The sequence below is a fragment of the Kitasatospora sp. NBC_00458 genome (genome assembly GCF_036013975.1).
Taxonomy (GTDB): Bacteria; Actinomycetota; Actinomycetes; order Streptomycetales; family Streptomycetaceae; genus Kitasatospora.
On the sequence record NZ_CP107904.1, the window covers coordinates 4631521 to 4645357 of the forward strand.

Genomic DNA, 13837 nt, shown 5'->3' on the forward strand with positions numbered 1-13837 from the left:
CCCGGAGGCGGCGGTGGGCCGCCCGGGGGGCGGGGGACCGTCAGCCGTGCCGGCGGACCTCCACCGTGCGGAACCGGTTGGCGACGAACGCGCCGTCGCAGTAGGCGGAGTTGGCGGCCGGGTTGGCGCCGGTGCCGTGCAGGTCGGAGAAGGCGGCGGTCTGGTTGGCGTACACACCGCCGGTGAGGTTGAGCGAGAGCGAGACGCCGGAGTCGAGCGCGGCCCCGACCAGGGCGGCCTCGACCTCGGGCGAGGTGGTGTAGCCGGCCGCGGTCATCGCGCCCTGGGTGCGGACGGTGTCGCGGAGCAGCTCGACCGCGGCGGCGGTGTTCTCGACCGCGACGGCGAACGAGACCGGGCCGAAGCACTCGCTGCGGAAGACCGTCCGGTCGTCCGGCTTGTCGGCGTCCAGCTTGACCAGCGCGGGGGTGCGGACGACGGCGCCGGGGAACTCCGGCGACTCCACCACCCGCGGGGCGAGGGCCAGTTCGCCGTACTCGCCGCCGGCCGCGGCGACCGTGCGCCGGAGCACACCGGGGTTGACCACGGCGCCGAGGATGGCGGCGGCGCGGGCGTCGTCGGAGAGCAGGCCCTCGATGGCGGCGGCGAGGTCGCCGACGACCTCGTCGTAGGACTTGTCGCCCTGGTCGGTCCCGATGCCGGTGCGCGGGATCAGCAGGTTCTGCGGGGTGGTGCACATCTGGCCGCTGTAGAGCGAGAGGGAGAAGGCCAGGTTGGCCAGCATGCCCTTGTAGTCGTCGGTCGAGTCGACGACCACGGTGTTCACGCCGGCCTTCTCGGTGTAGACCTCGGCCTGCCGGGCGTTCTCCTCCAGCCAGTCGCCGAAGGAGGTGGAGCCGGTGTAGTCGATCAGCTTGACCTCGGGGCGGACGGCGAGGGTCTGGGCGACCGTGCCGCCCTCGTGCTCGGCGGCCAGGCAGACCAGGTCGGCGTCGAATCCGGCCTCGGTGAGCACCTCGCGGGCGATCCGGACGGTCAGGGCCAGCGGGAGGACGGCGCGCGGGTGCGGCTTGACCAGCACCGGGTTGCCGGTGGCGAGGGAGGCGAAGAGGCCGGGGTAGCCGTTCCAGGTGGGGAAGGTGTTGCAGCCGATCAGCAGCGCCAGGCCGCGCGGGACGACGGTGAACTCCTTCGTCATCACCAGCGGGTCGCGCTTGCCCTGCGGCTTGGTCCAGCCGGCGCGCTCGGGCAGCCGGGTCTGCTCGGCGTACGCGTAGGCGACCGCCTCCAGACCGCGGTCCTGGGCGTGCGGGCCGCCGGCCTGGAAGGCCATCGCGTACGCCTGGCCGGTGGTGTGCATCACGGCGTTGGCGAACTCGTGCGAGCGGGCGTTGATCCGGGCGAGGATCTCCAGGCAGACGGCGGCCCGGGCGCGCGGTCCGGCGGCTGCCCAGGCGGGTCCGGCGGCGCGCAGCGCGGCGATCAGGGTGTCCGGCTCGGCGTGCGGGTAGCCGATGCCCAGCTCGACGCCGTAGGGGGAGGCCTCGCCGCCGATCAGGTCCCCGTCGGCGGGGTGGCCGGGCAGCGCGAACGGCTGGTCGAGCAGCGCTTCGAAGGCTGCCCTGCCGTCCGCGGCGGCGCTCTCGCCGTAGGCCTTCGGGAACTCGGGGTAGGGCGACCAGTAGTCGCGCGAGGCGGCGGCGGCGAGTGCGGCGTCCAGGGTGGCCTGGTGGCGTTCGACGAGCTCGGCGACGACGGGGTGGGTGACCGCTGCGGACATCGTGTGCGCTCCTCAGAGGGGAGGACGGGACACGTCACAGGGTAACCGAACGATCGGTCGGCTCAAGAGGGCGGACGGAACCGGGGCGGGGAAGCGCGAGGGGCGCGTCCGGAGCGGACGCGCCCCCTGCGGCGGGCCGTGCGGTCGGCGGGCGTCCGGTCTACGGGATGCCCAGTTCGAAGATCACGTAACCGCCGTACCAGCCGGAGGCGACCGCGCCGGTGCCCAGCACCGCGGCCAGCACCGGCCAGCTCAGCTTCCGCATCGCCACCGCGAACGCGATGAGCAGCGGGAAGGCCGGCAGCAGGTAGCGCGAGGTGTTGCCGAAGATCCCCAGGCTGCCCAGCACCGAGACGATGGTGGCCAGCGTGTACGCGGTCAGCACCAGCGGCGGGCGGAGCCGCACCAGCAGCACGATCAGCACCGGCAGGCTGAAGACGATCAGCGTCGCCAGCATGTCGGCCGTGTGGTAGGCGAACGGGTAGTCGTTGCGGCCCAGCAGGATCCCGCGGATCGCCTTCCAGGTGCCCTGGCCCCAGTCGAAGTAGTGCAGCCAGGCGTCATGCTGGAGCGTGAAGTAGCCGCCCCACTCGCCCATCCGCCAGCCGACCCAGCCGACGTAGCCGAGCAGCCCGAGCGGTGCCAGCAGCATCGCGGCCAGCGGGCGCAGCACCCCGCTCTCCCGCCGGTACAGCTCGACCAGCGCCGCCAGGCCGACCGCGCCGATCAGCGCCGCGGAGGTCGGCCGGTTGAGGCCGGCGACCAGGGTGACCACACCGGCGGCGACCCACTGCTTGGTCATCACGCAGTAGCAGGACCAGGCGGCCAGCGCGACGAACAGCGAGTCCGAGTAGAGCGCCCACTCGGCGCCCGAGCCCGGGGCGATCGCCCAGAGCCCGGCCGCGACGACACCGGCCCGCGGCCCGGCCAGCCTGTCGACCACGGCGTAGATGCCGGCCGCCGCGAACAGCGAGGCCACCACCGAGACCAGGATCCCGGCGCCGTACAGGCCGAGGCCGGTGCCGTCCGAGACCAGCCGCATCAGGCCCGGGTAGAGCGGGAAGAACGCGGCCGAGTTCTGCTCGATCGTGAACCCCGGGCTGCCGTTCGGGACGGCCACCAGCGCCGGGTGGTAGCCGAACTGGGCGACCTGCTGGTACCACCAGCCGTCCCAGCTGGCCAGGACGTCCCACGGGTTCGCGCCGCCGCCGAAGCGCGGGTGCTTCTCCAGGTAGTCCCCGGAGAAGGAGAGCAGCTTCATGAAGACGGTGAAGCCGATCAGCTTCAGGACCGCGTAGCACCAGACGGCCGGGCCGAAGCGGAGGACGAGCCCGCGGGCGCGCTCGCGCCAGTCGACGCCGGGCTCGGTCGTCGACTCGTCGCTGCGCTGCTCGGGCGCGTCGGAGGCGACCGCCGGTATTGCGCTCATCAGACTGGACCCCACCCTGCTCGGCCGTGGACGGATCGTCCGCCGAGTCTAGGGCGTGGCCCCGCCCTTTGGTGTGGACCAAGCCACCCGGGCGCACCCGTGCGGGGATGGGCGGGGATACTCGGGGGATGGCCGATCACACCACGCGCACCGCCTACACCGTGGAGTCCCTGCTCGCGGTGACCGTCGACGTCTTCAACGAGCGCGGCTACGACGGCACCTCGATGGAGGACCTGTCGCGTGCGGCCGGCATCTCCAAGTCGTCGATCTACCACCACGTGCGCGGCAAGGAGGAGCTGCTCCGGCTGGCCGTCGGACGCGCCCTGGACGGGCTCTCCGCGATCCTGGCGGAGCCGGACGCGGTCGAGGGTCCCGCGGTCGAGCGGCTGGAGCACGTGGTGCGGCGGACCGCCGAGGTGCTGCTGGCGGAGCTGCCGTACGTCACCCTGCTGCTCCGGGTGCGCGGCAACACGGCCACCGAGCAGTGGGCGCTGGAGCGGCGGCGGGAGTTCGACCACCAGGTGGCCGAGCTGCTGCGGGCCGCCGTCGCGGACGGATCGCTGCGGGCGGACGTCGAGCCGCGGCTGGCGACCCGGCTGCTCTTCGGCATGATCAACTCGATCGTCGAGTGGTACCGGCCGGGCCTCAAGGGGGCCGACGGGGTCGCGGACGCGGTGGTCCACCTGGCCTTCGACGGCCTGCGCGCCCGCGGCTGACCCGAGCCGAGCCGAGCCGAGCCGAGCCGAAGGGCATCCGCCCACCCCGGGGCCCACGGCACCCGACCCGTCCGGCATGCGCCCGCCCTGCCGGCCCTGGCCACGTACCGGGCTCGTCCGGCATGCGCCCGCCCTGTCGACCTCAGCCATGCACCCGAGCCACTCGGCACCCGCCCACCCTGCCGACCTCGGCCACGTACCGGGCCCGCCCTGAGCCGTCCGGTATCCGCCCGCCCCGCCGGCCCCGGCCCCGCACCCGAGCCGCCCCGAGCCACTCGGCACCCGCCCGCCCCGCCGACCCCGGCCACGCACCGAACCCGCCCCGAGCCGAAGGGCCGCGCCGGTGCCGAAAGGGAGAGCGCGAGGAGGCCGCGAGGAACGAGCGTCATCGGAGCGCCGACCGTCGGCACCGGATCAAAGCGGCCCGGAGGCGAGCGGGCGATTACAACGGCGGGACCTGGTCCGTCTCCTCGAAGACCAGCATGGTGCGGGTGCCGAGCACCTGGGGGATGGACTGGATGCGGTTGAGCACGAGCTCCCGCAGGGCGTGGTTGTCGGCGGTGTGGACCAGCAGCAGCACGTCGAAATCGCCGCCGACCAGGGCGATGTGCGCGACCCCGGGGAGCGCCAGCAGCTGCTCGCGGACCGTCCGCCAGGAGTTCTGCACGATTTTCAGGGTGATGTACGCGGATGCGCCCTGACCTGCGCGTTCGTGGTCGACCCTGGCGGTGAAGCCGCGGATGACGCCGTCCTCGACCATCCTGGAGATCCGGGCGTACGCATTGGCCCGGGACACGTGCACCCGCTCGGCCACCGAGCGGATCGAGGCGCGACCGTCCTGCTGCAGCAGCCGCAGGATCGCCCGGTCGACCCGGTCGAGTCTGGACGTCTGTTCAGCCGACATGTCCCCCCACCCTCGATGATTGGACGCACTGCCACCAGTCGACCGCCACCCGGGCCGATTGTCCACCACCTTGTCACGGTTCTGGTCAAGATGAACAGACGACCGAACAATCGGTAGGGAGCCCCCGCCACCCCTGGAGGTGCCCCGAGATGACCGTCCTCGACCACAGACACCACACGGCCTTGCCCGGATGGCTGCCCGGGGCCACCGCCCCCCGCACCGACCCGGCCCCGCTCCTCCCGGACCCCGCTCCCGTCCGCGTGCTCGGTACCCCCGCGCTGGAGAAGTACGACCCCGCCCTGCTCCGCGAGCTGTACCGCCGCCTGGTGGTCGGCCGCCGCTACAACCAGCAGGCCACCACCCTCACCAAGCAGGGCCGGCTGGCCGTCTACCCGGCCTCCACCGGCCAGGAGGCCTGCCAGGTCGCCGCCGCGCTGGCGCTCGGCGCGCAGGACTGGCTCTTCCCCAGCTACCGGGACACCCTCGCGGTGGTCTCCCGCGGCATCGATCCGCTGGAGGCGCTCACCCTGCTGCGCGGCAACGCCCACACCGGGTACGACCCGCGCGCCGGCCGCACCGCGCCGCTCTGCACCCCGCTGGCCACCCAGGCCCCGCACGCCGTGGGGCTGGCGCACGCCGCCCGGCTGAGCGGCGATCCGGTGGTCGCGCTGGCGCTGCTCGGGGACGGCGGCACCAGCGAGGGCGACTTCCACGAGGCGCTCAACTTCGCCGCCGTGCTGCAGGCCCCGGTGGTGTTCCTGGTCCAGAACAACGGCTACGCGATCTCCGTGCCGCTCAGCGCCCAGTCCGCCGCCCCGACCCTGGCCCACAAGGCCGTCGGCTACGGGATGCCCGGTCGGCTGGTCGACGGCAACGACGCACCGGCCGTGCACAGCGTGCTCGCCGAGGCGGTCGAGCGGGCCCGGACCGGCGGCGGGCCGACCCTGGTCGAGGCGCTCACCTACCGGGTCGAGGCGCACACCAACGCCGACGACGCCACCCGGTACCGCAACGAGGCCGAGGTCGCCGCCTGGCGGGAGCGCGACCCGATCCTGCTGATGGAGCGCTCCCTGCGGGAGCTCGGGGTGCTGGACGACGCCCTGGTGCAGGAGGCGGCCGAGGAGGCGGAGGCGCTGGCGGCCCGGATGCGCGCCGAGTTCCACGCCGAGCCCGAGCTGGACCCGATGTCCCTGTTCGCCCACGTCTACGCCGAGCCGACCCCGCAACTGCGCGAGCAGGCGGCGCAGTTGGCCGAGGAGCTGGCCGCCGAGGCCGAGGTGCAGCACTGATGACCCCCCACCTGTCGTCCACCCCCACCCTGGGCGGGGCCGCGAAGAGGCGCTCCTCCGCCGCGGCGGAGCACGGCGCCGGTGCCCGTACCGCCAGCATGGCGCAGGCGCTCAACTCCGCGCTGCGCGACGCCATGCGCGAGGACCCGGCCGTGCACGTGCTCGGCGAGGACGTCGGCGCGCTCGGCGGTGTCTTCCGGATCACCGACGGGCTGGCCGCCGAGTTCGGCCAGGACCGCTGCCTGGACACCCCGCTGGCCGAGGCGGGCATCCTCGGCACCGCCGTGGGCATGGCCATGTACGGGCTGCGCCCGGTGGTCGAGATGCAGTTCGACGCCTTCGCCTACCCGGCGCTGGAGCAGCTGTTCTCGCACGTCGCCAAGATGCGCAACCGCACGGCCGGCCGGCTGCCGCTGCCGATCACCGTGCGCATCCCGTACGGCGGCGGCATCGGCGGCGTCGAGCACCACAGCGACGCCTCCGAGGCGTACTACGCCGCGACCCCCGGCCTGCACGTGGTCACTCCGGCGACGGTGGCCGACGCGTACGGGCTGCTGCGGGCCTCGATCGCCTCGGACGATCCGGTGGTCTTCCTGGAGCCCAAGCGGATGTACTGGGGCAAGGCCGAGTTCGACCCGGCCGTGCCCGTCGAGCCGGTCGGGCGGGCCGTCCTCCGGCGGACCGGGACCTCCGCCGTGCTGATCACCTACGGTCCCTCGCTGCCGGTCTGCCTGGAGGCGGCCGAGGTGGCGAAGGCCGAGGGCCGCGACCTCGCGGTGCTGGACCTGCGCTCCCTGGTGCCGTTCGACGACGAGACGGTCTGCCGGGTGGTGCGTTCGATCGGCCGGGCCGTGGTGGTGCACGAGGCCGGCGGCTTCGGCGGGACCGGTGCGGAGATCGCCGCCCGGGTCACCGAGCGCTGCTTCCACCACCTGGCCGCACCGGTGCTGCGGGTCACCGGCTTCGACATCCCGTACCCGCCGCCGATGCTGGAGCACCACCACCTGCCCGGGGTGGACCGGATCCTGGACGCGGTCGCCCGGCTGCAGTGGGAGGACTGAGGATGATGCCCGTCGTACGGGAGTTCACCCTGCCGGACCTCGGTGAGGGGCTCACCGGGGCCGAGGTGGTGCGCTGGCTGGTGGAGGTCGGCGAGGTGATCGCGGTCGACCAGCCGGTGGTGGAGGTGGAGACCGCGAAGGCGGTGGTCGAGGTGCCCTGTCCGTACGGCGGGGTGGTGACCGCGCTGTTCGGCGAGCCGGGCGAGGAGGTGGCGGTCGGCGCGCCGCTGGTGACGGTCGCGGTGTCGCCGGGCGAGGGCGTGCCCCCGCTCGCGGCGGTTCCGGCGGCCGGATCGGAGCTCGCCGCCGCGGTGGAGCGGCCGCTGGTCGGGTACGGGGTCGCGGAGCCGGCGCGGGCCGGCCGGCGGCGGCGGGTCGGGGGCTCCGCCTCCGGGGTGCCGGTGGCCGTGCGGACGGAGGCGGTCGCTCCGGTGGCCGTGCGGACGCCTTCCCCTTCCTCGTCCCCTTCCCCTTCCCCTTCCCCGTCGCCGGTGGCGGCCGTGGCGGCGGGTCCGGGTGTGCTGCCCGTGATCTCGCCGCTGGTGCGGCGGCTGGCCCGGGAGCAGGGCGTCGACCTGGCGGCGGTCACCGGTAGCGGCCCGGACGGGCTGATCATGCGTGCGGACGTCGAACGGGCGGTCGCGGCGAAGGTGGCTGCCCCGTCGGTCGGTCCGGCGCTCGTTCCGACCACGACGGCGACGGACTCCGCCGCGGAGGTCGTGCCGCTGCGCGGTCTGCGGAAGGCGGTGGCCGAGAAGCTCAGCCGCAGCCACCGGGAGATTCCCGCCGCGACCTGCTGGGTGGATGCCGATGCGACCGAACTGATGGCGCTGCGGCGCCAGTTGAACGCGACGCCGGGGCCGAAGGTGAGCGTGCTGGCCCTGCTCGCCCGGATCTGCACCGCCGCGCTGGAGCGCTTCCCCGAGCTCAACTCCAGTGTGACCGGCGATGGTTCGGGAATCCTGCGGCACTCCGCCGTGCACCTGGGCTTCGCCGCGCAGGGTGAGCGCGGACTGGTGGTGCCGGTGGTGCGGGATGCACACCGGCTCTCCACCGATCAACTCGGCGCCGAGCTGGGCCGGTTGACGGAGGCGGCGCGGACCGGGGCGATCGCCCCGGCCGAGCTGACCGGTGGCACGTTCACCCTGAACAACTACGGGGTGTTCGGCGTGGACGGCTCCACCCCGATCCTCAACCACCCCGAGGCGGCGATGCTCGGTGTCGGGCGGATCGTCGCCAAACCCTGGGTCCACCAGGGGGAGTTGGCGGTTCGTGAGGTGACCCAGCTGTCCTTCACCTTCGACCACCGGGTCTGTGACGGCGGCACGGCGGGCGGGTTCCTGCGGTTCGTCGCGGACTGTGTGGAGCGGCCGGGGGTGCTGCTGCGGCAGCTCTGAGCAGGGAGGGGTCGCCCTGGGTGGTGGACTGACCACCCGGGGTGCCCGTGGATCGAGTGAGAGTAGCGCGTACGAGGGGCGGGTGTCCGGGATTCGCGCGACTTGTCGGATGAGCACTTCGGGCGTGCCACGCTGCCTAGGCGTTAACAGGGACAAGCCAGGTGGTGGCACAGGCCGGCCGGAGGCGAAACGATTCTCTTGGGTACTCGAAACGTTGCGGTGAAGTCCCGCAGAACTCTCCTGGTCCGTACCGGACACGGTTCGGCGGCGGCCGCGGCCGTTCCGGGGCTGCCGGACGCGGCGCCTGTGCTGCCCCCGGCGCCGCTGGACCCGCCGGACCTCCCGCCGGCGGTCCCGCCGACGGGTCCGGCCCTCGGTACGCCGGAGGCCCTGCCGGGGGCGGCGGCCGACGCCCGGCCGGTGCAGGCCGTCCGTCCGGTGATCCCGGACCCGCCGACCGCTCCGCCCGTCATCCCGCCGCCGCCCGCGGTACCGCCCGCCGTGCCCCCGGCCCTCCCATCGGCCGTCCCGTCGGCGCCGCTCGCGTCCGTACCGCATCCGACCGGGGCGTATCCGACCGGGCCGGTGACGGGGCCGGCGATCGGGCCGGTGATAGAGCCGCTGTTCACCCGCGCGCCCGGCCTCAACTGGGCCGGTCCGGGCGACCAGTGGTCCCGTGCCTGGGCGCTGCAGACGCTCGGCGACGCCGGCGCGGACGCCGCCCCCGGCGCCGCCGCCCTCGCGTCCGCGGACCCGGCGCCCGCACCCGGTCTGCGGACGGCGGCCGACCCGCGCACCGCCGTCGATCCGCGGATCGCCTACGCCCCGCCCGCGGTCCCCGCCGCCGCGGCCGAACAGCCGCCCACCGCACGGGACATCGAGCTGATCAGGACCAGCCTGGCGGTGGTCGAGCCGGTCGCCGACCGCGCCACCGCCCACTTCTACGCGCTGATCTTCCTGCACCACCCCGAGGTCCGCGCGCTCTTCCCGGCCGCGATGGACGTCCAGCGGGACCGCCTCTTCCGCGCCCTGCTGATGGCCGCCCGCAGCGCCGACGACCCCGACGCTCTGCGCACCCGCCTGGGCGCGCTCGGCCGGGGCCACCGCCGGTACGGCACCCTGACCGACCACTACGGTCCGGTCGGCGAGTGCCTGGTGGCCGCGCTGGCCCGGTACGCGGGCACCCGGTGGACCGCCGAGACGGAGCTGGCCTGGCGCCGGGTCTACCGGCTGGTCTCCTCGATCATGATCGAGGCCGCCGAGGCGGACGCCCGCACCGCGCCGGCCTGGTGGCAGGGCGAGGTGGTCGCGCACGAGCTCCGCACCCCGGACGTCGCGGTGCTCACCGTCCGCCCCGACCAGGCGTACCCGTACCGGGCCGGGCAGTACACCAGCCTGGAGACGCCTTGGTGGCCGCGGGTCTGGCGGCACTTCTCGTTCGCCTCGGCGCCCCGGCCGGACGGTCTGCTGACCTTCCACGTCAAGGCGGTGCAGGCGGGCTGGGTGAGCAACGCGCTGGTGCACCGGGCCGCGCCGGGGGACGTCCTTCGGCTCGGCCCGGCGGCCGGCGGGATGACCGTCGACCACGGCACCGGCGCGGACCTGCTGCTGCTGGGCGGCGGCACCGGTATCGCCCCGGTCCGGGCACTGGTCGAGGAGGTGGCCGAGCACGGCGCCGCGGGTCGTTCGGTGGAGGTCTTCTACGGGGCCAGGCGGGCCGCCGAGCTGTACGAGCTGGCGGCGCTGCGCGAGCTGGCCGGCCGGCACGGCTGGCTCTCGGTGCGCCCGGTGCTGTCCGGTCCAGGGCCGCTGCCGCCCGTCGCCGGGCCGCCCGTCGCCGGGCCGGTCGGACGGCTGTCGGAGGCGGGTCTGCTCACGGGCGAACTCCCTGAGGTGGTGGGCAGGTTCGGCCCGTGGACCGGACGCGACGCGTTCCTCAGCGGTCCGCCCGCGATGGTCCGGCGCGCGGTCGGCGTGCTGCTGCGTGCCGGGGTCCCGGCGGAGCGGATCCGGCACGACCTGGTGGGCGACCAGGCGGCGGGGTAGCGGCGCCCGGGCTCCACCGGTCCGGCCGGACCGGGACCGGGCGGCGTCAGGCCAGGTCGGGGGCGAGCAGCGCGCGGATGCCCTCGATGTTGGCGGCCAGGTACGCCCGCAGGCTCGGCGGCACCACGTTGACCGAGGTGACGCCCTCGCGGGTGAAGGGCACCCGGACCACCTCGTACCCGCCGTTCGGCGCGTCCACCTCGGGCCCGTGGCGGCGGCTGAGGTCCATCGAGGCGAGCCGGCAGACGAAGAAGTGCTGCACCTTGACCCCGTGCGGGTGGAGCAGGGTGCCGTCGTCGTGGTGGGTGTGGCTGATGGTGTCGACGAAGGCGGGCACGGCGTCGACCACCTTGCCGCCGAGCTCCTCGTCGACCTCGCGGTGCAGGGCCTCGACCACGGTGCGGTCGTCGCGTTCGACGCCGCCGCCCGGGGTGATCCAGTACGGGTGCGGTGAGCCCGGCCGGGTGCGCTTGATCAGCACGATCGAGGCCGGTCCGTAGGGGTCGGCCGGGTCCACTTCCAGCAGGATCGCCCGGGCGGTTCGTTTGACGACGGGGCGAGGCGGGGTGCGCATGGCGGCCTCCGGTGCTGGAGCGTTGTGCGGGAGTCTCCCGCGGCCCGGCGGGGCCGAAACGCGGCCCGCCCGGGGTGCGTCCGTTCGGGGCGGACTCGGAGCCGGGATGGATCTTGGATAGTGAAGATGAACCTTAAACTGATCTTTGAATCACAGGTTATCGTGCTATCCATTCTTTGATTCAAAGGATTTTATCGAGTGAACGGTGCCAGAGTGATTGCGGGGATGTCGTGGCTGTGCTGCAATGAGCGACTATCGGGCAAATCGGAGCGATTCACTCCGCATGCCCTCCTGTGCAATGACTCGGGCTGGGGGCTGGGCGTGGCCATGGATCGGATCGCAGGGCGCGCGTCGGCGCCGTCGCGGCAGCCCACCCTGATCGCCTCGGTCCAGCGGGCGCTGCGACTGCTGGAGGCGGTCGGCGGGTTCCTCCAGGGGGCCACCGCCAAGCAGCTCGCCCGCGCCGCCGGACTCCCCCTCGGCACCACCTACCACCTGCTGCGCACCCTGACCCACGAGGGCTACCTGCGGCGGGCCGACGGCCGCTTCTACTACGGCGATTCCGTCGACGGGATAGGCCGGGCCGACGACCGGCAGTCCGAACGGTCCGACCTGCGCGCCCGGATGGAACGGTTACGCGACGAACTGGGCGCCGCCGTCTACTTCGCGCTCTACCGGGACGGCGAGGTCACCGTGGTCGACGTCGCGGCCGGGGCGCACCAGCCCGCCGTCGAACCGTGGGCCGACTTCCGGGTCACCGCCCACGCCCACGCCATCGGCCAGTGCCTGCTGGGCCAACTGCCGGAGGAGGCCCGGCGCGACCACCTCGCCCGCCACCCCCCGGTCGGCCTCACGCCCTCGACCCTCGCCGACGAGTCCGCCGTCCTGCGCCGGCTCGCCGCGCTCAGGCCCACCATGCCGGTGGTCGAGCGTCAGGAGTACGCGCTCGGCACCGTCTGCGCGGCCGTCCCCATCACGGTCGGCTCGGTGGTCGCCACGATGGCGCTCTCGCTGCCGCTCGACCAGGCCGACCGGCTCACCGCCGCCGCCGGGCGACTGCGCCGCAGCGTCGGCGCGATGACGCCGTCGTTCGTGCTCTGACGCCGCCCGCCCCGCCCGGCCGACCCCGGGCGGCGGCCCTCGTTCACCATTTGAAAAAGCACGTCTTGTCCCCTACGTCCCCAAACGTGGACCATGAGGACGGACGAACCGCCCGCACTCCCTCCCCTCCCTCGTCAGCGAACTTCTGTCAGCGAACTGCACCGTCCGGCCACCTGCGGGACCCACAGCACGCACGGCCGGGCAGAACGAGAGGTACCGGCGCCATGCAGCACAGCACAGTCCAGGGCCACCTGATGATGAACCTGGTGGTCTCGCACGAGCTCTCCTTCCGCATCGTGGTCGACCTCGGCTACGACCCCGCCGACCCGTACGCGATCCGCTTCACCTTCCACCTGCCCGGCGACGAGCCGGTGACCTGGGTGTTCGCGCGCGAGCTGCTGCTCGACGGGATCGGCCGGCCGGCGGGCGAGGGCGACGTGCACATCCACCCGGTCGGCGGGGAGCTCGCCGAGGTGTGCGTCGTGCTGCACTCCCCCGAGGGGGACGCGGTGCTGCGCGCCTCGGCACCGCCGCTGGTCGCCTTCCTGGCCCGCACCGACCGGCTGGTGCCGATGGGCCAGGAGGCCACCGCCGGCGAACTCGACGCCCAGCTCGCACTCATCCTCCGGGGGCACGAGAACGCCGGGTGACCGTCCGCGTTCCGACGGAGCGGCCGGCACCCGGGCCGGAGGCGGGGAATGAGGAAGGGCCCCTGCCCGGTCGTCACCGGGTGGGGGCCCTTCCTCGCGGGCGGGCACGGCGGCTCGCTCAGTCGTCGTCGAGGGCGAGGCTGAGGCCCCAGGAGACCAGGCTGATGATCAGGGCGCCGAACAGCGCGGCCCAGAAGCCGTCGACGTGGAAGTCGAGGTCGAGCTTGTCCGAGGCCCAGGAGGTCAGCCAGAGCATCAGCGCGTTCACGATGAACGTGAACAGGCCCAGGGTGAGGATGAACAGCGGGAAGGAGAAGAACTTCACCACCGGCTTGATCAGCCAGTTCACCACCCCGAAGAGCAGCGCCACGGCGATCACCGTGAGCGTCTTGTGCTGCCAGTCGTCCCCGGTCAGCGAGATCGCGGGGACGATCCAGGCGGCGACCCAGATGGCCGCCGCGTTGATCAGTGTCTTGATGAGGAAACCCTTCATGGGGCCAGCGTCCCAGGTCGGTCAAGGGGCGGGCGAGGCCTCCGGGGCACATGGTGGTGTTGAATGCCCCTGGACCGAGGCCCGGACGAGGAGGGGAGCCCCCGATGAAGGTGTTCCGGTTGGACGCGCTGGATGCCGAGCGCGCCGCCAACGACGGTGCGTACCTGCGGTTCCTGCGCGAGCCCCGGATGTCCGCCGGCCTCTACGCGCTCTCCCCCGGCGCGACCGACCCGCAGACCGCGCACACCCAGGACGAGATCTACCAGGTGGTCAGCGGCCGGGCCGAGCTGACCGTGGGGGACGAGACCACCACGGTGGGCCGGGGCACCGTCGTCTACGTGCCGGCCGGGGTGCCGCACCGGTTCCACCACGTCACCGAGGAACTCCGGGTGCTGGTGGTGTTCTCCCCGCCGGAGGACTGACCCCGGGCCCCCCG

Annotated in this window: 13 protein-coding genes; 8 read left to right on the forward strand and 5 right to left on the reverse strand. The window is 73.8% G+C overall.

What is annotated here, in order from left to right:
* Window positions 1–40: 40 nt before the first annotated feature.
* Window positions 41–1741 carry a phenylacetic acid degradation protein PaaN gene (gene paaN, locus OG550_RS19050; protein ID WP_327679122.1) on the reverse strand — a complete coding sequence of 567 codons (1701 nt, stop codon included), beginning with the start codon at window positions 1739–1741 and terminating at the stop codon, window positions 41–43.
* A gap of 160 nt (window positions 1742–1901) precedes the next feature.
* Window positions 1902–3170 (reverse strand): glycosyltransferase family 39 protein, encoded by a 1269-nt coding sequence (locus tag OG550_RS19055; protein WP_327679123.1) that lies wholly within the window; start codon window positions 3168–3170, stop codon window positions 1902–1904.
* Window positions 3171–3298: 128 nt separating this feature from the next.
* Between OG550_RS19055 and OG550_RS19060 the strand changes: the two genes are divergently transcribed.
* The gene (locus OG550_RS19060) at window positions 3299–3886 is read left to right on the forward strand and encodes a TetR/AcrR family transcriptional regulator (protein ID WP_327679125.1); all 588 of its coding nucleotides are present in this window, start codon (window positions 3299–3301) and stop codon (window positions 3884–3886) included.
* A gap of 442 nt (window positions 3887–4328) precedes the next feature.
* On the opposite strand, the gene OG550_RS19065 is transcribed toward OG550_RS19060, so the two are convergent.
* On the reverse strand, window positions 4329–4790 hold the full coding sequence (locus tag OG550_RS19065) for an Lrp/AsnC family transcriptional regulator (protein WP_327679127.1): 462 nt from the start codon (window positions 4788–4790) through the stop codon (window positions 4329–4331).
* Window positions 4791–4939: 149 nt separating this feature from the next.
* On the opposite strand from OG550_RS19065, the gene pdhA reads away from it, so the two are divergent.
* The 4 genes from pdhA to OG550_RS19085 all read left to right on the forward strand — a co-directional run bounded on the left by pdhA (window position 4940) and on the right by OG550_RS19085 (window position 10583).
* On the forward strand, window positions 4940–6079 hold the full coding sequence (gene pdhA, locus OG550_RS19070) for a pyruvate dehydrogenase (acetyl-transferring) E1 component subunit alpha (RefSeq protein WP_327679128.1): 1140 nt from the start codon (window positions 4940–4942) through the stop codon (window positions 6077–6079).
* 98 nt (window positions 6080–6177) lie between these two features.
* On the forward strand, window positions 6178–7140 hold the full coding sequence (locus OG550_RS19075; protein WP_327683984.1) for an alpha-ketoacid dehydrogenase subunit beta: 963 nt from the start codon (window positions 6178–6180) through the stop codon (window positions 7138–7140).
* A 5-nt stretch (window positions 7141–7145) separates the two neighbouring features.
* On the forward strand, window positions 7146–8537 hold the full coding sequence (locus OG550_RS19080; protein ID WP_327683986.1) for a dihydrolipoamide acetyltransferase family protein: 1392 nt from the start codon (window positions 7146–7148) through the stop codon (window positions 8535–8537).
* A gap of 609 nt (window positions 8538–9146) precedes the next feature.
* Window positions 9147–10583, forward strand: a complete 1437-nt coding sequence (locus tag OG550_RS19085; RefSeq protein WP_327679130.1) for a globin domain-containing protein — start codon at window positions 9147–9149, stop codon at window positions 10581–10583.
* 46 nt (window positions 10584–10629) lie between these two features.
* Here OG550_RS19085 and OG550_RS19090 read toward each other — a convergent pair whose 3' ends face one another.
* Window positions 10630–11157 (reverse strand): NUDIX domain-containing protein, encoded by a 528-nt coding sequence (locus tag OG550_RS19090; RefSeq protein ID WP_327679132.1) that lies wholly within the window; start codon window positions 11155–11157, stop codon window positions 10630–10632.
* Window positions 11158–11484: 327 nt separating this feature from the next.
* Between OG550_RS19090 and OG550_RS19095 the strand changes: the two genes are divergently transcribed.
* Window positions 11485–12258, forward strand: a complete 774-nt coding sequence (locus tag OG550_RS19095) for an IclR family transcriptional regulator (RefSeq protein WP_327679134.1) — start codon at window positions 11485–11487, stop codon at window positions 12256–12258.
* Window positions 12259–12482: 224 nt separating this feature from the next.
* Entirely contained in the window at window positions 12483–12908 is a 426-nt protein-coding gene (locus tag OG550_RS19100) for an SsgA family sporulation/cell division regulator (RefSeq protein ID WP_327679136.1), read from the forward strand.
* A gap of 118 nt (window positions 12909–13026) precedes the next feature.
* On the opposite strand, the gene OG550_RS19105 is transcribed toward OG550_RS19100, so the two are convergent.
* On the reverse strand, window positions 13027–13401 hold the full coding sequence (locus OG550_RS19105) for a phage holin family protein (protein ID WP_327679138.1): 375 nt from the start codon (window positions 13399–13401) through the stop codon (window positions 13027–13029).
* A 104-nt stretch (window positions 13402–13505) separates the two neighbouring features.
* Between OG550_RS19105 and OG550_RS19110 the strand changes: the two genes are divergently transcribed.
* On the forward strand, window positions 13506–13823 hold the full coding sequence (locus OG550_RS19110) for a cupin domain-containing protein (protein WP_327679140.1): 318 nt from the start codon (window positions 13506–13508) through the stop codon (window positions 13821–13823).
* Window positions 13824–13837 lie beyond the last annotated feature (14 nt).

What these genes read in the sequence shown, in the direction of transcription:
- OG550_RS19060 (WP_327679125.1), top strand. Translation starts at nt 3,299, where the DNA reads ATGGCCGATCACACCACGCGCACCGCCTACACCGTGGAGTCCCTGCTC.
- paaN (WP_327679122.1), bottom strand. Translation starts at nt 1,741, where the DNA reads ATGTCCGCAGCGGTCACCCACCCCGTCGTCGCCGAGCTCGTCGAACGC.
- OG550_RS19100 (WP_327679136.1), top strand. Translation starts at nt 12,483, where the DNA reads ATGCAGCACAGCACAGTCCAGGGCCACCTGATGATGAACCTGGTGGTC.
- OG550_RS19095 (WP_327679134.1), top strand. Translation starts at nt 11,485, where the DNA reads ATGGATCGGATCGCAGGGCGCGCGTCGGCGCCGTCGCGGCAGCCCACC.
- OG550_RS19110 (WP_327679140.1), top strand. Translation starts at nt 13,506, where the DNA reads ATGAAGGTGTTCCGGTTGGACGCGCTGGATGCCGAGCGCGCCGCCAAC.
- OG550_RS19055 (WP_327679123.1), bottom strand. Translation starts at nt 3,170, where the DNA reads ATGAGCGCAATACCGGCGGTCGCCTCCGACGCGCCCGAGCAGCGCAGC.
- OG550_RS19065 (WP_327679127.1), bottom strand. Translation starts at nt 4,790, where the DNA reads ATGTCGGCTGAACAGACGTCCAGACTCGACCGGGTCGACCGGGCGATC.
- OG550_RS19090 (WP_327679132.1), bottom strand. Translation starts at nt 11,157, where the DNA reads ATGCGCACCCCGCCTCGCCCCGTCGTCAAACGAACCGCCCGGGCGATC.
- OG550_RS19105 (WP_327679138.1), bottom strand. Translation starts at nt 13,401, where the DNA reads ATGAAGGGTTTCCTCATCAAGACACTGATCAACGCGGCGGCCATCTGG.
- pdhA (WP_327679128.1), top strand. Translation starts at nt 4,940, where the DNA reads ATGACCGTCCTCGACCACAGACACCACACGGCCTTGCCCGGATGGCTG.
- OG550_RS19080 (WP_327683986.1), top strand. Translation starts at nt 7,146, where the DNA reads ATGCCCGTCGTACGGGAGTTCACCCTGCCGGACCTCGGTGAGGGGCTC.
- OG550_RS19075 (WP_327683984.1), top strand. Translation starts at nt 6,178, where the DNA reads ATGGCGCAGGCGCTCAACTCCGCGCTGCGCGACGCCATGCGCGAGGAC.